The following is a 20,733-nucleotide window of genomic DNA, read 5'->3' as shown; positions in this document are numbered from 1 at the left end:
ATGTGATTGGCACCACTGTTCAATCGGGCAAAGACACGACGATCACCGCCAAACAGGATGTGAACGTTATTGGCTCGAGTGTTGCAGCCGGTGGCAATCTTGGCATTGAAGCAGAAGCGGGCTCGGTCAATGTTGTTGCGGCAGGTGTTGAGAAGAAGGTCAATGGCGTCGCTGGCACCCGCATGTCGCAGACCGATTCCACCTTTGCGCAAACATCCAACCTGTCGTCTGGTGGTGACACGTCCATCAAAGCTGGCGACGATATTCTGATATCAGGTTCAAAGGTGAAGGCCGGCGGTGACGTCAGCCTCGAAGCCAGGGACGATATCAACATCACGGTTGCCCAACAGCGCACCGAAACAATCGGCTCCGAAGTCAAGCAGGGTTCCGAAACGCATATTGGCTCGGAAATCAGTTCTGGCGGCTCGGTCAGTGTTGCAGCCGGCGACAAGACGGATGCCGATAATTCCCATGATCTCAACATTATCGGCTCGAAGATAGATGCCAAAGGCAAGGTCGATCTCAGCGCAACCGACAATGTTACGATCGCTGAAGCCCGCGATACCGGCTATTCTCAGCTTGATACGAGTTCAAAGGGCATTCTCAGCAAAAAGGAAAGCCATAGCCGCACGGACACGGAGACCGCTGTTGGATCATCGATCAGCGGCGGCGGCGGCGTCGATATCGCTTCAGGCAACGATACAACGATCTCTGCCTCAAACATTCAGGCGGGAACGGCAGATAACAAGGCTGATCTCAATATCGATGCCGGTGGCGATCTGATTATCGCATCCGGCAAAGACACCGTTGAAACAGATGCATCCAAATCAAAATCAGGCCTTTTGTCGAAGAAGAGTGACAAGAGCCATACTTACGATGAAACGACTGTTGCATCCGAGCTTGGTGCTTCTGGCAATGTGAACCTCAATGCTGGCGATAATGTCGTCATTGCAGGTTCCAAGGTCACGGCTGGCGACGATATCGCGATCGAAGGTGACAGTGTCTCGATCATAGGTGCGCAGGAACGCCACGATGCCTCGTCTTCATCCAAGAAGTCCGGGCTTGGTGCGGGCTCAGGCGACGGCTTCTACTCGATCTGGGGCAAGGAAGAGAAAAGCAGCAGCGAGAACATTGTCGCAAATGTCGGTTCTGCGCTTTCGGCTGGAAATGATGTTTCCATCAAAGCCCGCGAGAGTGATGTTAATATTGTAGGCTCGAGAGTTGAAGCCGGAAACGACATCGCGCTCGATGCGGCGCGTGACGTTAATATTCTGCCCGGTGCGGAAAGCTACGCGTCCGAAGACAAGGAAAAGCGCTCAGGCTTCGGTGTTCAGGTGAAGTCCAGCGAAGGCAGCGCTTCCATCGGCATCGGATTTGGTTCGTCGAAAGACGAAACGAAGCAAGGTGCTGAGACCAATGCTGTCTCCAGTCTACAAGCTGGCAACAACGTCATCATCAATGCGGGCCGCGATGCGAACCTTCAAGCCGCACTTGTTGAAGCCGAAAATGATGTTGCCATTACCGCGGAGCGCGATGTCAATCTTCTCGCGGCTCAGGACAAGACCAATTACGAGCATATGCACGAGGAGCTCTTTGCGGGCATAACCGCGACAGTTTCCACCGGTCTTGTCAGTTCGGCCAAAAGTATTGCTGATGCGGCTGGCAAGGTTGCCAATGTGTCAGACGGGTATTCCGCAGCCAATGCAGGCTTTGCTGGCCTTAAAGCTTATGATGCGATCAACAATCTCTCATCTATGGTGATGCCGGATGCCAACGGCAACTATGGCAACATAGCCTCCGCGTCGGTTGGCATCGGTTTTGAATATTCGAAATCGAAGGAAAGTGCAGCAAGCTCGGTTCCGGTCGTTACAGGCATTCGCGGTGGCAACAGTGTTTCCATTGAAGCCAAATCGGGTGACATCAACAGCCATGGCGCACAGATTGTTGCGGGCTATGACGAAAATGGTCTGCTTTCTGGTGGTGCCGGCGATATCAGCCTGAAAGCCGGCAACGATATCAATCTCGAAAGTGCGCAGGCAACCAACAGTTCATCCTCGTCCAGCAAGTCTGCTGGTGCAAGTGTCGGTGTGTCAGCCGGAGTGTCATTGAACGCAGTAGGTTTTGGCGTCAACGGAAGCGTGAATGGCAGTTCAGGCAAGTCGAACAGCGAAGGCACGACGCAGGTTAACACCCACGTCACCGGCTCAGGTAAACATCAATATTGAATCCGGTCGTGACACGAATCTGAAGGGTGCTGTCGTCGAAGGTGAGACTATCACCGCCAATGTCGGGCGTGATCTCAACATCATCTCGGTTCCTGACACCGGTGAAAGCTCGAACAAGTCGACTTCGTTTGGCGTCAGCGGTTCATTGACCGGAGGAATGCCAAAGGTCACGGGTGTTTCGCCGGGCTATGGCACAGGATCAGGTGAAACCAACTGGATCGGCGAACAGTCCGGCCTCGTTTCCAAGAGCGAGATGGATGTGTACGTCGAAGGCAATACGCATCTTGGTGCAGGCAAGATCATCTCAGAAAGCGGCGATCTGACGCTCGATACTGGTACGCTCACTCATGAGGATTTCTCCGGCTCTAAGAAATATGAAGGCTTTGACATTCAGGCCAATATCGACCTGACACCGAAGGATGCTGACGGCAACAAACAGCAGCAGCCGGATCAGACGTCGCAGCCAAAAACAACGGCGGAAGGCACCTATCAGCTCGACGATACGCGGCAGGAAGTGCGCGCAACGGTCGGACCGGGCGAGATCATCATTAGAGACAAGGACAAACAGGCAGAGCTTGAAGCATCTGGCCAGACCGAAGACCTCGCAGCCCTTAACCGTGATCCTGACAAAGCCTACGAGATCACCAAGGATAAGCATGTCGAGATCGAGTACTATTTGTCTGATACCAGTCTCGAAGCCGTGAGAGACCTCGCGGAAAAGACAGTTAGTTATATTGACCGCTTGGTCGAAAAGGGCACGTTGAACGAAAACAGCGCCCGCGAAGCGCGAGAGCTTGCAAGGCGACTGGAGGATATCGACCCAGACTCACTGGCCGTTTGCACAGGTCCTCAAAATGGAAGTCTGTGGGATTTTGTTGTTGGACGGGCTAATGCGGCTAACGGCTGTACCATCCGATTCAAGGGCGAATTGGCTGGCAAGACGATAGGCTCAGAAGCCTACGAGGCGGCTCGACAAGGCATCCTCGCCAGTGCTGAACAGCAAATTAGAGAGAATCTGAGCACAATCCAGACGCTTAACAATATTCTGGCGACTGGTGGAAGCCTGACAGCTTTACAGTTGCAGCAACTTACCGATGCGCAGGGGCGCTTGCAGCAGCAGATGTCATATTATGTTCTCTGCAGCCCCAATCTGAATGACCTGCGAAACTCAGGAATCGTCCCCAACACCCCCGAATTCAGTTCCTATTTCAACGTAGCAGCTGCCTATCGTCAGGGAGGCGATGCCATTGCGCAGCAGCTCGAAGGATTGAGCCAGCATTCTAAGGAGAAACTACAGGAACTAAGGAAAACCAATTCAAGTCAGTTCAATGGCTTGATGCACCTGGCATATAATTCTAGTACCGCAACGTTGGACGCAGCGTTTCTGCTAAATGGAATTTCGCAACAAACAGGATTGTCTCAAGCCGAGCGAAACCGTGCAATAAACAGCGCGGCTGAAAACCTTGCAAAGGGTCTGTTTCAGACGGGAGTTGCTGGGATTAATGGCCTTGCTGGAGGGCAGCTCAATCAGATCGTAGCGGCTGTCCAGGTAGCCAGCTCCAACATGAGCGCGGAAGACCGTCTTGTATTTGCGAACACACTGAACGGCTATGCGAATGCTCACGCCGATACGGTTGCAAATAACGTCAGTACAGCTCGAATAATGACTATTGTCGCCTTGGCAGCAGGGCCCCTAGCGGAAGCGTCGCCAACAATAGCCGCATGTCTGGCGAATCTGGTCTGTCTTAACGAAGCTGGTATTGCTTTAGGTGAGATGGCTGCGGGTGAGGCGCTTGGTGGCGGATCGCTAACATTAGGCAGCGCGGCTGTTGCAACAAAGCAAGTCGAAAATGCCCTTGAGCAGGCGGCGAAGAGCATTAAACTGTTACCGACCCCCTCAACGGTTGGATCTGCGAAGCGATTAGAGCCGGGAGTTGCATCGTATGGCGGTAACCTCCCGTTAATCAACGATGGTGTCACTTGGCTCAAAGGCAGCAATGGAAATGCAGGAAAGGTACCGAGCCAGATTGCAGAACAGCTTGCTGGAAGAGAGTTCCGCAATTTCGATCATTTCCGAGAAGAGTTCTGGAAGGCTGCAGCAAACGATCCCGTGTTGAATAAACAATTCTCAACCGCTAATCTATCTGAAATGCGGAAAGGAAACGCTCCATTTGCACCATCGACGCAACAAGTTGGTAAGCGTCAGAGATATGAACTGGATCATAATCAGGAAATTCAGAATGCGGGTGGCGTTTACGATATGAATAATATCGTTATTAGAACACCCCTTAACCATATTCGCGGTAAATAAATGGCCATTGATAGAAAAACAGAAGCTCTTCAGCTCCTTACTGAGTATTACTCAAATCGTGACGTACTTAGTGAGGAGGAGGTTGATAATATATTTCAACGCCTATCGGAAATGAGTCCAGATCCTGCAATCACGGACTATGTTTTCTTTCCAGATGGCCCAGAAATGACACCGGATGAAATCATAAATAAGGCATTTTCTTATAAGCCGATAGTGATCTAGAATGGTTTTGATGTGTCGTTGACTTATAGTTGGATATTAGATGTTCGGTCCCGGCATTTGATGGATCGGATTGAGTGTGAACGTTCCGGTTGATTTGTCCATTGTTTGCAGATGAACTCGTAAGGCGTAAGGCCTCGAAGGGTCTTTAGCCTTCGTCTGAAATTGTAGGCTGCGATGGAGTCTTTCAGGTGAGAGCGCAACTGCGCGTGATCGCGGCACAGTTCCAGGACAGCTATTCCTTTATGAGACCCGCGCTGAGTTCCTCGATGTCGGCAAGTTTTATGGCTCGGGCTATTTTATCAATCGCATCGGTTATAAGCCTGATCGGGAAATCCCGTTTCTGGGAGACGCCTATTTTGAGAACCAGCTGATCGATCAGCAACTGCGCCAACTCGTCAATCAGGGGCTTGGCAAAGGTTCATTTATACCAGGAAGTGATGCCATCGAGCAGATGAAGACGCTGCTTGATCGTGGTGTCGACTTTGCCAATGCCAATGGCCTGACGATCGGTGAGAAGCTCTCGCCCGAACTCATTGCCAATCTGACCGAGACGATGGTCTGGTATGAGAAGAAGACGGTCAACGGTGTCACAGTGCTGGTTCCAACAGTCTACATCGCCAATGTCGATAAGGCGAACTTGACGGTTGCAGGCGCAATCATCTCCGGTGACACGGTTGATATGAATGTCGGTGATGTCAGCAATTCTGGCATTATCCAGGCTAAAACCGACTTAAAGCTCAATGCGACCAATATCCTTGCAACGGGTGGCAGCTTTACGGCCGGTAACAACGTATCGCTGTCGGCCTCGCAAAATCTGACGATTAGTGCAGCCGAGATGCAGATCGGTCATGAGACTTTCGTCAAATCCGGCAGTGGTGTTGAGGCCGGCGGCAATGCGAGCCTTACAGCGGGTAATGATCTGACCCTGCGCGGTGCAGAGGTCAAAGCAGGCAATGATGTCGATCTCAGCGGGCAAAGTGTAACGCTCGACACGGCAAAAGCGACCAATAATGGTTCCGACAATGTGATTGGCACCACTGTTCAATCGGGCAAAGACACGACGATCACCGCCAAACAGGATGTGAACGTTATTGGCTCGAGTGTTGCAGCCGGTGGCAATCTTGGCATTGAAGCAGAAGCGGGCTCGGTCAATGTTGTTGCGGCAGGTGTTGAGAAGAAGGTCAATGGCGTCGCTGGCACCCGCATGTCGCAGACCGATTCCACCTTTGCGCAAACATCCAACCTGTCGTCTGGTGGTGACACGTCCATCAAAGCTGGCGACGATATTCTGATATCAGGTTCAAAGGTGAAGGCCGGCGGTGACGTCAGCCTCGAAGCCAGGGACGATATCAACATCACGGTTGCCCAACAGCGCACCGAAACAATCGGCTCCGAAGTCAAGCAGGGTTCCGAAACTCATATTGGCTCGGAAATCAGTTCTGGCGGTTCGGTCAGAGTTGCAGCCGGCGACAAGACGGATGCAGATAATTCCCATGATCTCAATATTATTGGCTCGAAAATAGATGCCAAGGGCAAGGTCGATCTCAGCGCAACCGACAATGTCACGATCGCTGAAGCCCGCGATACCGGCTATTCTCAGCTTGATACGAGTTCAAAGGGCGTCTTCAGCAAAAAGGAAAGCCATAGCCGCACGGATACTGAAACCGCTGTTGGATCATCGATCAGCGGCGGTAACGGTGTTGATATCACCTCTGGCAACGATACAACGATCTCTGCCTCGAACATTCAGGCGGGAACAGCAGATAACAAGGCTGATCTCAATATCGATGCCGGTGGCGATCTGATTATCGCATCCGGCAAAGAGACCGTTGAAACAGATGCATCCAAATCAAAATCAGGCCTTTTGTCGAAGAAGAGTGACAAGAGCCATACTTACGATGAAACGACCGTTGCATCCGAGCTTGGTGCTTCTGGCAATGTGAACCTCAATGCTGGCGATAATGTCGTCATTGCAGGCTCCAGGGTCATTGCCGGCGACGATATCGCGATCGAAGGTGACAGTGTCTCGATCATCGGTGCGCAGGAACGCCACGATGCCTCGTCTTCATCCAAGAAATCCGGGCTTGGTGCGGGCTCAGGCGACGGCTTCTACTCGATCTGGGGCAAGGAAGAGAAAAGCAGCAGCGAGAACATTGTCGCCAATGTCGGTTCTGCGCTTTCGGCGGGAAATGATGTTTCGATCAAAGCCCGCGAGACTGATGTCAATATTATCGGCTCCCATGTGCAAGCCGGCAATGACATTGCGCTCGATGCCGCCCGTGACGTCAATATCCTTCCTGGTGCGGAAAGCTATGCGTCGGAAGACAAAGAGAAGCGCTCAGGCTTTGGTGTTCAGCTGAGTTCCGGCAATGGTTCAGCTTCGATTGGAATTGGTTTTGGTTCAGCAAAGACAGAAGCCAGTGAAGGCGCAGAAACCAATGCGGTTTCGAGCCTTAATGCAGGCCGGGATGTGATCATCACGGCGGGCCGTGATGCCAATCTTCAGGCGGCTCAGGTTGTTGCTGGCTCTACTGTCGACATTATCGCTGAGCGGGACGTTAATCTGCTCTCGGCGCAAGACAAGACAAATTATGAATTTATGCATCAGGAACTGTTTGTCGGTGTTACCGCAACAGTATCATCGCAGGCAGCAGCAGCCGTCGGCAATGCCTACGAAGCTGGAAAAAGGGTCGGTGACGGTAGCACAGCCAATTCCATTGCGATGGCGACTATTGCTGGGATTAACGGCAAATATGTCTATGACGTCCTGAGTGGCGCAAACGAGACGAATAACTGGAATCCTGGCGGTCAGCTACTTTCCGGATCGCTCAGTGTCGGCTTTCAATATTCGAAGAACAGTGCCGAGGGATCGACATCGACACCTGTGGTGACCACGATCAATGCTGGCGATACAGTGATCATCGAAGCAGGCCGCGATATCAATGCGGTCGGTGCGCAGGTGAGCGCCGGTTATGATCAGTACGGGCTTCCGACAGGTGGGCGTGGTGATATTGCGCTGATTGCTGGCAATGACATCAATCTGGAAAGTGCCAAAGCAACCAGTGAGAACTCCAGCAAGAATGTCTCAGGCGGAGTTTCTATTGATCTCCTGAACCCTGGCGTGAACTTCAACTACGGTCAGGGGAAAGGCAACGATACCACTCTCACCAACATCAACACGCATGTGACGGGCAGCGGAACTGTCTATATCAACTCCGGCAATGATACAAACCTGCGGGGTGCGACGGTTTCCGGCGAGACCGTGATTGCTGATATTGGCGGCGATCTGAACATTGAAAGTCAGCTCGATACTGCGACAGCCAAGGCCAATCAGGTCAATGTCAGCGGTGGTGTTGGAACGAACGCTCAGGGCCAGACAAGCGGCGGCATCTCCGGCTCTTATCAGACAGCCAAGGGTGATGCGGCCATTGTCTCCGAACGATCTGGCATTCATGCAGGCGAAGGTGGCTTCGACATAAAGGTCGACGGCAACACCAAGCTGACCGGTGGCCTCATCACGAGCGAGGCCGATCCTGAAAACAATCGTCTTGAAACCGGAACGCTTGAGTTCGAGGATCTCGACACGCATTCCAAATGGAAAGCTGACACCTATGGCGGTGGCTTCGGTGCAAGTGGTCCGCTCGTCTCTCCGCCGATCAAGGAAGGTGAAAGCGAAACCGGAAAGGCGCTTTCAGCAGTCTCTCCGGGCGAGATCATCATTACCAATCCGGACAGTCAGCAACAAAATATCGATGATCTGCGGCGCGATACGACCGAAACCAATACCTCGCTGCCCGGAATACCAGATCTTCAGAAACTCCTCAGTGAGCAGCTGAAGACGCAGCAACTTTACGACGATGCAGCCGCAAAAGCGGCCAAGATGATCGGTGATTATGCGGTCAAACGGGCAGAAGAGGCTTTGAAAAGCGGCAATGTCGCCGAATATGACTTCTGGGCCAGAGGTGGACCGGGACCAAACATCCTTCACGCGATTGCAGGTGGATTATTAGGCGGGGTTACCGACTTTAACGGCATGCTCACCGGCATGCTCGGCGGTGCCTCCTCGTCCTATCTCGCTCATGAAATCGAAAATCTCGTCGGGCAATTCGTTCGGGATGCTGGGCTCACCGGATCAGCCGCTGATCTCATGGTCAATACTATTACTGGTTCTATCCTTCAGGGATTGGGTGCCACAACGGGTGGATCCGGTGCGGCCTATGCAGGCAATGCCTACCAATATAATATGAAAATCCATCAGTCCATCGAAGACAGGCTTAAAGCTGCACGAGAAGGTGGTGGAAGCAAGATTGAAGGCCCTATCCGCGGAGGAAACGGTGCTGGTGGAAGAGGAAGTGCGAATGCAGGAAGACCCATTGAGTTTGATGGCCAATTTTATTCAGCGGACGGTTTTAAGTTTTCCAAGTCGTATTACGAATATTTGTATGGAAGTGGTCGTCCCGCACCGTTTCTACAGGCTCGGGAAATATTGAGCAGTAGTCCTAAAGTAACTCCAGATCCGAGAGGGGCCCCAGGATACTTCCGTTATGAAGGGGCAGGGCTTGAAATGATATATAATCCTTCAACCGGCCAAGTTGGGCACATTCAACCGATAAAGTGATAGCGATGAATCCCGATGCAATAAACGCAACAATGGACAATGGTCTGGAAGAGCTTGATCGTGCTAAGGCGACTGTAAAGCAATGCCTTACTGCTTATAGGACAGAGTGTCGGAGGTTAATTAGAGAGATTAGTTGCGGGAGCCGTTCTGATGCAGATGCAAAATTCGACACCCTTTTTCAGATTACCGCTAGATTATCGAAAACATGGTTTGCATTTAATATCGATATAGGGGCGGATCTAGAGATTATTGTGCGCCAATTCGAGCGTCTTCACGAACCACATACTCGCGACTATTGGTTCGAACGTTTCAAAGCGGGCGAGGACTGGCCCGAGGAGTGCACCCCTGAGGATATCCATGATTAAAATCGACCCACTCTCTTGCTGGACGGAGCCCAAGGCAATTACAGAATGGGGAAAAGCGTGTAATCCCCCTATCTGTTGAATTTCACCAGATTTTGACCCGGCTTTGCATTTGGCGTTGATCAGCCCTAGCACATGTAAACTGTTGGAACCTAAGTCGATTTCCGAATTTGTGTGGATTAGCCTTAATTGGAAAACTGGCTCAAAATCAGGTGAAGTTCCACAGCCCTCCTAACAGCACAGTTTATAGGGCTGACAACCAAGGCAATATCACAAGCTATGCGACATACGACGCAAATGGACTAATTATGAAACGTGTGGATGTCGCTGGCGCGGCCCACTATGGCGTTCCAACTCAGCATGTTCTTGAATGTGGTAGAAACCACCTTCCTGATGACAGCATTCGGGTTCAAACGCCAAGAACTGATCCGAGGTTCGCAATCCGAGAGGAAATTCCATGAAAGTTCACGATCCACTTTCAGTTTGGTCCGAGCCTCAAGCAATTAAGGATTGGGGGGATGCTGTTTCCCCTCGTCCTAAACTAGGCTGGTTTGAATACATTAATTATTATGTTCATCCTGATGTTGTATCTATTGTGGGTCGTTTGCTTATTCCAGCCTTCATTGAACATGAAGGTGGGGTATTTCTCCATGACAATTTTACACTTTCTAGTTATTCAGAATGGAAGTTAAAGCTCGGGGACGTTGTGGCGGTCGAAAAGGTGCTCAATCACCAGCATGTATATGATCTATTCTCCACACGCGATGAGGTCTCCGAGACATCATTTGAAGGCGTAGCCAATTTGATGGCACACACGTTGAAAATAGCCTTGGGTTTTAGCTTTCCTAAACGACGTTTCGAGGTCTATGTTTCAGATACGGATCAAGACTACGGACCCACGGTAGGCTTTCACTCTCTCGCTTCCTTGTAAGTGGTGAGCCCAGCCGGACATAGTTGAGCAATGGACATAATCTGAATTGCTCCGCTTTCACCTAATGTCGAGGGTTCGGTAGAAACGGGTGCAGATCATTAAAATAGAAGGAAGCCGTACCACGATAGCGGCGGCGAAGCTTTCCAGGAAGCGGGCGGTGATGCAAAACTAACCGGATCAGTGCTCAACAATGAAGGCATAGCACTTTACCGCACCGTCACCTCGACATGTGAAGCAACAGGCGGCTGCGAAGCCTATGACGCCAATGGCAATCGAGATGGTGTCAACGATCTCGACAAAGGCAATTCCCGTGTTACCGGCCAAAGCATTGTTGGCGGCGCGTTCGAAAACATCAAGGCGGCTGGCAATATGGACGTCAGTGGCTTTGCCACTGTCAACAACACATCCGCTGAGGGCTCGATTGCTGGCGGCGCACAGCTTTCAACGGCTCCTGCGACAGATGATCCAACCACAATACTCAATGGAATGACCGCAGGTGGCGCACTTTATACGCCAAATGCGGCGCTGAATGGTTTGTCTGCAAACGGGACGCCACTTGTCGGTGCTGATCTGATTGCAGCTCTTGGTAATTCTGCACCAAAGCCAAATTCGGGCGGCTTTGGCGGCACTATTCCAGGCCAGCTATTCCTTTATGAGACCCGCGCTGAATTCCTCGATGTCGGCAAGTTCGATGGCTCGGGCTATTTTATCAACCGCATCGGTTATAAGCCTGATCGGGAAATCCCGTTTCTGGGAGACGCCTATTTTGAGAACCAGCTGATCGATCAGCAACTGCGCCAACTCGTCAATCAGGGGCTTGGCAAAGGTTCATTTATACCAGGAAGTGATGCCATCGAGCAGATGAAGACGCTGCTTGATCGGGGTGTCGACTTTGCCAATGCCAATGGCCTGACGATTGGTGAGAAGCTCTCGCCCGAACTCATTGCCAATCTGACCGAGACGATGGTCTGGTATGAGAAGAAGACGGTCAACGGTGTCACAGTTCTGGTTCCAACAGTATGTAGCATCTATTAAAGCTATTGACCCAATTACAGGAATTGAAACGCTATTATGGAAAAGATGACAACAGTTGATTTTGAAAAACTTTCTGATGCAGCAGCTTTGTGGTCTGGTAGCGGCATGTTTTCCATGCCGTGTCGAGATTGGACGCGCGTGATCAAGAGATTCGGTGAAATGAACGCAAAACCACTGATGGATAAGCTAAAATCATTGGAGGATGATTTTTACGCAACTGACGCACATCGATACGCAAAGGATGTCAATGAAATGGGGCAAATGGCTGCCAACGATTTCAGGTCAAAACATCCGGGAATTCCAGACGAAATTGTGAATGTTTTCATCTGGTGTTACACCTACGATTTTAGGTAGCAAATATAATACAAAGTGAGTCGCGGGGGGCTGAAGGTTTTTCCGCTGTGAGACTTGCAGCGCGCTTCTTAGCCGTTTATTACTCGGCTGAGCGCCAAGCTCGTTCTTTCGGTGTTTAGGCGCGAAGGGAACATGGGAGGTCGGAGAGGTCAATAACTCCGGCATTATCTCCCGAAGACTGACCTCAAGCTTGACGCTACCAATATCACCGCTACGGGTGGCAGCTTTACGGCCGGTAACAACGTATCGCTGTCGGCCTCGCAAAATCTGACGATTAGTGCAGCCGAAATGCAGATCGGTAATGAGACTTTCGTCAAATCCGGCAGTGGTGTTGAGGCCGGCGGCAATGCGAGCCTTGCAGCGGGTAATGATCTGACCCTGCGCGGTGCAGAGGTCAAGGCAGGCAATGATGTCGATCTTACCGGGCAAAGTGTAACGCTCGACACGGCAAAAGCGACCAATAATGGTTCCGACAATGTGATTGGCACCACTGTTCAATCGGGCAAAGACACGACGATCACCGCCAAACAGGATGTGAACGTTATTGGCTCGAGTGTTGCAGCCGGTGGCAATCTTGGCATTGAAGCAGAAGCGGGCTCGGTCAATGTTGTTGCGGCAGGTGTTGAGAAGAAGGTCAATGGCGTCGCTGGCACCCGCATGTCGCAGACCGATTCCACCTTTGCGCAAACATCCAACCTGTCGTCTGGTGGTGACACGTCCATCAAAGCTGGCGACGATATTCTGATATCAGGTTCAAAGGTGAAGGCCGGCGGTGACGTCAGCCTCGAAGCCAGGGACGATATCAACATCACGGTTGCCCAACAGCGCACCGAAACAATCGGCTCCGAAGTCAAGCAGGGTTCCGAAACTCATATTGGCTCGGAAATCAGTTCTGGCGGTTCGGTCAGAGTTGCAGCCGGCGACAAGACGGATGCAGATAATTCCCATGATCTCAATATTATTGGCTCGAAAATAGATGCCAAGGGCAAGGTCGATCTCAGCGCAACCGACAATGTCACGATCGCTGAAGCCCGCGATACCGGCTATTCTCAGCTTGATACGAGTTCAAAGGGCGTCTTCAGCAAAAAGGAAAGCCATAGCCGCACGGATACTGAAACCGCTGTTGGATCATCGATCAGCGGCGGTAACGGTGTTGATATCACCTCTGGCAACGATACAACGATCTCTGCCTCGAACATTCAGGCGGGAACAGCAGATAACAAGGCTGATCTCAATATCGATGCCGGTGGCGATCTGATTATCGCATCCGGCAAAGAGACCGTTGAAACAGATGCATCCAAATCAAAATCAGGCCTTTTGTCGAAGAAGAGTGACAAGAGCCATACTTACGATGAAACGACTGTTGCATCCGAGCTTGGTGCTTCTGGCAATGTGAACCTCAATGCTGGCGATAATGTCGTCATTGCAGGTTCCAAGGTCACGGCTGGCGACGATATCGCGATCGAAGGTGACAGTGTCTCGATCATAGGTGCGCAGGAACGCCACGATGCCTCGTCTTCATCCAAGAAGTCCGGGCTTGGTGCGGGCTCAGGCGACGGCTTCTACTCGATCTGGGGCAAGGAAGAGAAAAGCAGCAGCGAGAACATTGTCGCAAATGTCGGTTCTGCGCTTTCGGCGGGAAATGATGTTTCGATCAAAGCCCGCGAGACTGATGTCAATATTATCGGCTCCCATGTGCAAGCCGGCAATGACATTGCGCTCGATGCCGCCCGTGACGTCAATATCCTTCCTGGTGCGGAAAGCTATGCGTCGGAAGACAAAGAGAAGCGCTCAGGCTTTGGTGTTCAGCTGAGTTCCGGCAATGGTTCAGCTTCCATCGGTATCGGATTTGGGTCGTCGAAAGACGAAACGAAGCAGGGTGCTGAGACCAATGCTGTCTCCAGTCTACAAGCTGGCAACAACGTCATCATCAATGCGGGCCGCGATGCGAACCTTCAAGCCGCACTTGTTGAAGCCGAAAATGATATTGCCATTACCGCGGAGCGCGATGTCAATCTTCTCGCGGCTCAGGACAAGACCAATTACGAGCATATGCACGAGGAGCTCTTTGCGGGCATAACCGCGACAGTTTCCACCGGTCTTGTCAGTTCGGCCAAAAGTATTGCTGATGCGGCTGGCAAGGTTGCCAATGTGTCAGACGGGTATTCCGCAGCCAATGCAGGCTTTGCTGGCCTTAAAGCTTATGATGCGATCAACAATCTCTCATCTATGGTGATGCCGGATGCCAACGGCAACTATGGCAACATAGCCTCCGCGTCGGTTGGCATCGGTTTTGAATATTCGAAATCGAAGGAAAGTGCAGCAAGCTCGGTTCCGGTCGTTACAGGCATTCGCGGTGGCAACAGTGTTTCCATTGAAGCCAAATCGGGTGACATCAACAGCCATGGCGCACAGATTGTTGCGGGCTATGACGAAAATGGTCTGCTTTCTGGTGGTGCCGGCGATATCAGCCTGAAAGCCGGCAACGATATCAATCTCGAAAGTGCGCAGGCAACCAACAGTTCATCCTCGTCCAGCAAGTCTGCTGGTGCAAGTGTCGGTGTGTCAGCCGGAGTGTCATTGAACGCAGTAGGTTTTGGCGTCAACGGAAGCGCGAATGGCAGTTCAGGCAAGTCGAACAGCGAAGGCACGACGCAGGTTAACACCCACGTCACCGGCTCAGGTAACATCAATATTGAATCCGGACGTGACACCAATCTGAAGGGTGCTGTCGTCGAAGGTGACACGATCACCGCCAATGTCGGGCGTGATCTCAACATCATCTCGGTTCCTGACACCGGTGAAAGCTCGAACAAGTCGACTTCGTTTGGCGTCAGCGGTTCATTGACCGGAGGAATGCCAAAGGTCACGGGTGTTTCGCCGGGCTATGGCACAGGATCAGGTGAAACCAACTGGATCGGCGAACAGTCCGGCCTCGTTTCCAAGAGCGAGATGGATGTGTACGTCGAAGGCAATACGCATCTTGGTGCAGGCAAGATCATCTCAGAAAGCGGCGATCTGACGCTCGATACTGGTACGCTCACTCATGAGGATTTCTCCGGCTCTAAGAAATATGAAGGCTTTGACATTCAGGCCAATATCGACCTGACACCGAAGGATGCTGAAGGCAACAAGCAGCAGCAGCCGGATCAGACATCTCAGCCGCGGACAACAGCCGAGGGTACGTACCAGCTCGACGACACGCGGCAGGAAGTACGCGCCACAGTTGGACCGGGCGAGATCATTATTCGAGACAAGGACAAACAGGCAGAGCTTGAAGCATCGGGTCAGACCGAAGAACTCGCCGCTCTCAACCGCAATCCCGACAAGGCTTACGAGATCACCAAGGATAAGCACCTCGAGATCGAGTATTATCTGTCGGATACGTCTCTAAATGCCGTCGCATCGAGCATCGGAAAGGCAATGGAGGCGGGCGGTTTCGTGGATCGCTATCTGCTTGGGAAGGAATTGACGCCCGAAGAACGTAATAATGTGCGGCAGGGACTGGATGCGATCAATAACGGTGGCAGCTTCGGCGGTTGTGGCGGGCAGCGTCAAGGCTTTAACAGATTCAATCCGTTCAGCTGGGTGATAACGTCTGCTTATGCTTACGAGAATAGCTGTTACATCGTTCAGAAAGACGGCACCCGTATCGAACTTGGTATCAAGACATACGAGGAATGCAAGGATGCCATTACAGCCTATCTGAACACTTTGAGTTTTGAAGATCGGGTCAAGGTAGTTCAGTCTGCTGGGTTCGCAAGTGGAATGGGTATTGTTCCAGCAAACGGTGAGGCAATTGTTCTGACGCAATGGCTCTGGTCTTCGTTGGACGAACTCGATGGTATGCCCAAAGGTTACTATTTCAATCAATATCTGATTGGAAATGCTGATGGCTATAACACCGGTATATCGACATCGTTGGAATGGCGCTCGATCATGGCTGATCCATCACTGTCAATGGACGAGAAAGCTGAACAACTTTCAGCGGCAGGATTCGACGTCGGTGCGGCAATTGCCGCTGCTACTATGGGGTTTGCAGCGAGGGGGTCTACGGGTAGAGTCAATCCCAATAATCTAACCGAGAAGTTGGCAATGGAACAGGCAATGTCTACTCCAACTGCAGGACGGCCTATACCTGTTCCAATGACTGACAAACGATGGCCTGCTGAGCAGGGATGGGTAAAAATGGCCCAAAATATTAATGGAGTAGAAGTTCATTACGTGAGAAATGTCAAAACCGGTCAGGTCGATGATTTTAAGTTCAAGTGAGAGCCATGCACCTTCAGATAATTCGAACTACTGGGAAGTCCATACCTAATGATAAAAGATATTTACATGAACTTGATGAGACCGAATATGGAGGTATTCAGGTCGGAGATATTTATAATGTCTACGGACTGATGATCATACATGATCGCGTAGATGCGCTTATCTCTCCAGACGATGGAAGACCATTGTGGATTCCGCAGTATATTTTCGAAATGCAGCCTGAAGATCAAATAAAAAAATGGAATTTGAAAATCATCGATGATAGGGATGAATATAAGTATCTAAAGTACTCGTTTGGCGTTGTGATGCTTATGGGATATTCTAGATTATTGGAATCTTATCATCATTATTTAGGTATATTAGAGGGAGATCGTGATGAGTTGGATTATTTCTACAATAATATTAAATAAGTAACAATATCTCGTTACCCGACATTCCCGATCATCGGAATTCTCCGCGAGCAGCTGAGGACGCAGCAGCTGCCAAAAAAGCAGCAGCGAGAACATCGTCGCAAATGTTGGCTCTGAGCTTTCTGCTGGAAATGATGTTTCCATCAAAGCCCGCGAGACAGATGTCAATATTATCGGGTCGAAAGTTGAAGCCGGAAACGATATCGCGCGCGATGCGGCGCGTGACGTCAATATCCTTCCTGGCGCGGAAAGCTATGCGTCGGAAGACAAAGAGAAGCGCTCAGGCTTTGGTGTTCAGCTGAGTTCCGGCAACGGTTCAGCTTCGATCGGGATTGGCTTTGGTTCAGCAAAGACAGAAGCCAGCGAAGGCGCAGAAACCAATGCGGTTTCGAGCCTGAATGCAGGCCGGGATGTGATCATCACGGCGGGCCGTGATGCCAATCTTCAGGCGGCTCAGGTTGTTGCTGGCTCTACTGTCGACATTATCGCTGAGCGGGACGTTAATCTGCTCTCGGCGCAAGACAAGACAAATTATGAATTTATGCATCAGGAACTGTTTGTCGGTGTTACCGCAACAGTATCATCGCAGGCAGCAGCAGCCGTCGGCAATGCCTACGAAGCTGGAAAAAGGGTCGGTGACGGTAGCACAGCCAATTCCATTGCGATGGCGACTATTGCTGGGATTAACGGCAAATATGTCTATGACGTCCTGAGTGGCGCAAACGAGACGAATAACTGGAATCCTGGCGGTCAGCTACTTTCCGGATCGCTCAGTGTCGGCTTTCAATATTCGAAGAACAGTGCCGAGGGATCGACATCGACACCTGTGGTGACCACGATCAATGCTGGCGATACAGTGATCATCGAAGCAGGCCGCGATATCAATGCGGTCGGTGCGCAGGTGAGCGCCGGTTATGATCAGTACGGGCTTCCGACAGGTGGGCGTGGTGATATTGCACTGATTGCTGGCAATGACATCAATCTGGAAAGTGCCAAAGCAACCAGTGAGAACTCCAGCAAGAATGTCTCAGGCGGAGTTTCTATTGATCTCCTGAACCCTGGCGTGAACTTCAACTACGGTCAGGGGAAAGGCAACGATACCACTCTCACCAACATCAACACGCATGTGACGGGCAGCGGAACTGTCTATATCAACTCCGGCAATGATACAAACCTGCGGGGTGCGACGGTTTCCGGCGAGACCGTGATTGCTGATATTGGCGGCGATCTGAACATTGAAAGTCAACTCGATACCGCGAAGGCCAAGGCCAATCAGGTCAATGTGAGCGGTGGTGTTGGAACGAACGCTCAGGGCCAGACAAGCGGCGGCATCTCCGGCTCTTATCAGACAGCCAAGGGTGATGCGGCCATTGTCTCCGAACAATCCGGCATTCATGCAGGCGAAGGTGGCTTCGACATAAAGGTCGACGGCAACACCAAGCTGACCGGTGGCCTCATCACGAGCGAAGCCGATCCTGAAAACAATCGTCTTGAAACCGGAACGCTCGAGTTTGAAGATCTCGACACGCATTCCAAATGGAAAGCCGACACCCATGGCGGTGGCTTCGGTGCAAGCGGCCCGCTCGTCTCTCCGCCGATCAAGGAAGGTGAAAGCGAAACCGGAAAGGCGCTGTCAGCAATCTCTCCAGGCGAGATCATCATCACTGATCCTGCCAATCAGCAGCAGAACGTTGATGATCTGCGGCGTGATACGACAGATACTAACACGTCGCTGCCCGGAATTCCTGATCTTCAGAAACTCCTCAGTGAGCAGCTGAAGACGCAGCAGCTCTACGACGATGCGGCCGCCAAAGCCGCAAAGATGATCGGTGATTATGCTTCAGACCGATTTGCTGAGGCACATAAGAACAACAACACAGAAGAGATGGAATTCTGGAAGGAAGGCGGAACGGGTCCGGCCATCCTTCACGCCATCGCGGGCGGGCTGCTCGGCGGTGTTACCGACTTTAATGGAATGCTCTCCGGTATGCTCGGTGGTGCAATGTCGGCAAAACTTGCACCAGAAATTCACAAGCTTGTCGAACAGTTTGTGAAGGATGCTGGGCTCACAGGTTCAGCGGCAGACCTCATGGTCAAGTCTATCACCGGGTCGATCCTTCAGGGACTGGGTGCCGCAACTGGCGGAACTGGTGCCGCATACGCAGGAAATGCTTATCAAAATAACTATCTTAAGCATGCCGAGCGTGAAGAGTTCGACAGAACATTGGTCAGTTGTGTTCAAGAACGCGACCCAGCAGCTTGCACCCATCTCAACGAACTTAATACATTATCGCAGGCTCGTTACGACAAACTGGACCAATGTATTGGTGATACCTCTGCCGAGTGTCAGCAAGCCAGAGCCGAGTTGCGCTATGCAGCGGCGGAGTATTATGAGTTGGCGCGCGCAGGTAAGGCGGATCAAACTGATAACCCTTTTCAGGCTTTGTATTTTGGTGAACGCAATACTGTATTTCTGGCCGCTGCAAAATACGCTGATGCCAATGATACCTACAATTTTACTCCAGACCAGTTAAAGGCACTCACAGATCCGTTTTCATTGCAGATTGCCACGGGATCGCCCAAAGAGATAAATGACGCTTTGCGAAATCCGGTTGTTGTGCATGCAATTTACGCAGCTACAATTGTTGGCGGAGGACCGCGCGCCAGAGGAACACCTAAAGCAACTGGAACTATTGAAGAGCAACTTGCTGCAGTGAAGGCAGGTTTCTATCCAACAGGCTACCGAACAGAACTCTATGATATTGCAGGGAAGCCGGTCAAATGGATGAATCCTTTGACCGGTAAGCTAGAAGATATCCCGACAGGTGTGAATTTCCATAAAGATCATATATTCCCGAAAAATGGAATTAAGAACCTCCAAGATTTTGATATGCTCACTCCATCGCAGCAACGAGAATTATTGAACGATCCAAGGAATTTCCAGCCATTGGAAGGCTCAATAAACTGTTCGAAAGGGTGCAAAATTGAGGGGACACCGAATGAATGGCCTACATATAAAGGACAACCACTTGATCCTGCATATCGAGATTGGTTGAAATCGGAGCAAGAAAATCTTAATGATTATTTCCAAGATAAGATCAGTAGTATGTTGAAGGAAAATGGAAAATGAATATTGCTGATTTTACACAAGGTAACTATCCAAGTAAAGTCTTTCAAAAAGGAAACTCTTTACCTGTAGGATTTAAAGAGCTTATATTTCAAGGCAAAATTCGTGATTCCATTTCTCTTTTGGATCATGGAAAAGAGTGGGCTTATGAACTATTAACTGTTCATCAGCCGCATACAGCAAAACAATTACTGAATGGATCTGAGTTCTCGTTAATTTTACGTGAAAATGAACTTGCTGGATACACTTCTCACGTTGTTCAAGAAGTAAATGGGAACATAATCGGAATTAATCGGCGATTCTTAGGAGCAAATCCAGACGATGACGGCTTCTCTAATCGGAAGTATTCATCGATCGATCGCTATTTTAGTTTACCGGAATCGATTAGACTTGCTTACTATCACCGGTTCGATGGCTTGAACGTTATTAATGAGCCTGTGATCGGCCCTTTCACTCAAATTTTGCCTTTCCCGATTAATCGTCCATGGGAATCAATTGACGGCTATCTCAATGGCTTGCGTCTTAAAAAGAAACTTCTGCCGCTGATCGAAGAAATGATACCAGGCGTTAAGCCTGATCGGAAAGACAGCTCTTATACAAAGTTTATGATGTTTCTAAACAGTTGGGGAAGTTTTACGGGGAAAAAAAGAACCGATGGAGATCATCTGTTCGTAAAAAACCATATCCAGGATGGCGTTGTCTATTACATCCGAGATGCCGATGTGGAAAACATGATGGTTTTGGCTGATCCTGCCGAGGCGATCGATCGATATTGCGAGCATGTATTGCTTAAAAAAGAAGAGCGTTTTGACTTTCGACCTTGGGCGGTGCCGATGTGAAACACCTATACGGCAGCCGATGATCGC

At 50.7% G+C, this 20,733-nt stretch carries 11 protein-coding genes and 3 pseudogenes; 13 read left to right on the top strand and 1 reads right to left on the bottom strand.

All coding sequences use genetic code 11. From position 1 onward, the window contains the following. The first annotated feature begins 2 nt into the window (after positions 1–2). Both KMS41_26125 and KMS41_26120 read left to right on the top strand, forming a co-directional pair. Positions 3–4,536: pseudogene (locus tag KMS41_26125) on the top strand (hemagglutinin repeat-containing protein). After that, positions 4,537–4,758: a hypothetical protein gene (locus KMS41_26120; GenBank protein QWK81305.1), complete on the top strand. Its 222-nt coding sequence runs from the start codon at positions 4,537–4,539 to the stop codon at positions 4,756–4,758. It begins immediately after the preceding pseudogene. 36 nt (positions 4,759–4,794) lie between these two features. Here KMS41_26120 and KMS41_26115 read toward each other — a convergent pair. Continuing rightward, positions 4,795–4,967: pseudogene (locus tag KMS41_26115) on the bottom strand (IS481 family transposase). A 242-nt stretch (positions 4,968–5,209) separates the two neighbouring features. On the opposite strand from KMS41_26115, the gene KMS41_26110 reads away from it, so the two are divergent. The 11 genes and pseudogenes from KMS41_26110 to KMS41_26060 all read left to right on the top strand — a co-directional run bounded on the left by KMS41_26110 (position 5,210) and on the right by KMS41_26060 (position 20,706). Continuing rightward, a complete protein-coding gene (locus KMS41_26110; GenBank protein ID QWK81304.1) occupies positions 5,210–9,376 on the top strand; it encodes a hemagglutinin repeat-containing protein in 4,167 nt (1,388 codons plus the stop codon). A gap of 5 nt (positions 9,377–9,381) precedes the next feature. Then, a complete protein-coding gene (locus tag KMS41_26105) occupies positions 9,382–9,741 on the top strand; it encodes a hypothetical protein (GenBank protein ID QWK81303.1) in 360 nt (119 codons plus the stop codon). A 167-nt stretch (positions 9,742–9,908) separates the two neighbouring features. Further along, positions 9,909–10,199: a hypothetical protein gene (locus tag KMS41_26100; protein QWK81302.1), complete on the top strand. Its 291-nt coding sequence runs from the start codon at positions 9,909–9,911 to the stop codon at positions 10,197–10,199. After that, positions 10,196–10,669 (top strand): hypothetical protein, encoded by a 474-nt coding sequence (locus tag KMS41_26095; protein ID QWK81301.1) that lies wholly within the window; start codon positions 10,196–10,198, stop codon positions 10,667–10,669. Before KMS41_26100 ends, KMS41_26095 begins: the two co-directional genes overlap by 4 nt. 180 nt (positions 10,670–10,849) lie before the next feature. Continuing rightward, the gene (locus KMS41_26090; protein ID QWK81300.1) at positions 10,850–11,704 is read left to right on the top strand and encodes a hypothetical protein; all 855 of its coding nucleotides are present in this window, start codon (positions 10,850–10,852) and stop codon (positions 11,702–11,704) included. A 36-nt stretch (positions 11,705–11,740) separates the two neighbouring features. Beyond that, on the top strand, positions 11,741–12,058 hold the full coding sequence (locus KMS41_26085) for a hypothetical protein (protein QWK81299.1): 318 nt from the start codon (positions 11,741–11,743) through the stop codon (positions 12,056–12,058). A gap of 204 nt (positions 12,059–12,262) precedes the next feature. After that, positions 12,263–16,063, top strand: a pseudogene (locus KMS41_26080) (hemagglutinin repeat-containing protein). A gap of 141 nt (positions 16,064–16,204) precedes the next feature. Further along, the gene (locus KMS41_26075; protein QWK81868.1) at positions 16,205–16,330 is read left to right on the top strand and encodes a MafB; all 126 of its coding nucleotides are present in this window, start codon (positions 16,205–16,207) and stop codon (positions 16,328–16,330) included. A 5-nt stretch (positions 16,331–16,335) separates the two neighbouring features. Then, complete coding sequence (locus KMS41_26070) at positions 16,336–16,740, top strand: hypothetical protein (GenBank protein ID QWK81298.1); 405 nt, start codon at positions 16,336–16,338, stop codon at positions 16,738–16,740. A gap of 94 nt (positions 16,741–16,834) precedes the next feature. After that, positions 16,835–19,870 carry a hemagglutinin repeat-containing protein gene (locus tag KMS41_26065; GenBank protein QWK81867.1) on the top strand — a complete coding sequence of 1,012 codons (3,036 nt, stop codon included), beginning with the start codon at positions 16,835–16,837 and terminating at the stop codon, positions 19,868–19,870. Further along, positions 19,867–20,706: a hypothetical protein gene (locus KMS41_26060; GenBank protein QWK81297.1), complete on the top strand. Its 840-nt coding sequence runs from the start codon at positions 19,867–19,869 to the stop codon at positions 20,704–20,706. The genes KMS41_26065 and KMS41_26060 overlap by 4 nt, the downstream gene beginning before the upstream one ends. Positions 20,707–20,733 lie beyond the last annotated feature (27 nt).

This window comes from Ochrobactrum sp. BTU1 (genome assembly GCA_018798825.1).
GTDB lineage: Bacteria > Pseudomonadota > Alphaproteobacteria > Rhizobiales > Rhizobiaceae > Brucella.
Note: the sequence above shows the minus strand (reverse complement) of the source record. Positions and strands in the feature narration are given on the sequence as shown.

What these genes read in the sequence shown, in the direction of transcription:
- KMS41_26060 (QWK81297.1), top strand. Translation starts at nt 19,867, where the DNA reads ATGAATATTGCTGATTTTACACAAGGTAACTATCCAAGTAAAGTCTTT.
- KMS41_26120 (QWK81305.1), top strand. Translation starts at nt 4,537, where the DNA reads ATGGCCATTGATAGAAAAACAGAAGCTCTTCAGCTCCTTACTGAGTAT.
- KMS41_26095 (QWK81301.1), top strand. Translation starts at nt 10,196, where the DNA reads ATGAAAGTTCACGATCCACTTTCAGTTTGGTCCGAGCCTCAAGCAATT.
- KMS41_26110 (QWK81304.1), top strand. Translation starts at nt 5,210, where the DNA reads ATGAAGACGCTGCTTGATCGTGGTGTCGACTTTGCCAATGCCAATGGC.
- KMS41_26105 (QWK81303.1), top strand. Translation starts at nt 9,382, where the DNA reads ATGAATCCCGATGCAATAAACGCAACAATGGACAATGGTCTGGAAGAG.
- KMS41_26085 (QWK81299.1), top strand. Translation starts at nt 11,741, where the DNA reads ATGGAAAAGATGACAACAGTTGATTTTGAAAAACTTTCTGATGCAGCA.
- KMS41_26075 (QWK81868.1), top strand. Translation starts at nt 16,205, where the DNA reads ATGACTGACAAACGATGGCCTGCTGAGCAGGGATGGGTAAAAATGGCC.
- KMS41_26070 (QWK81298.1), top strand. Translation starts at nt 16,336, where the DNA reads ATGCACCTTCAGATAATTCGAACTACTGGGAAGTCCATACCTAATGAT.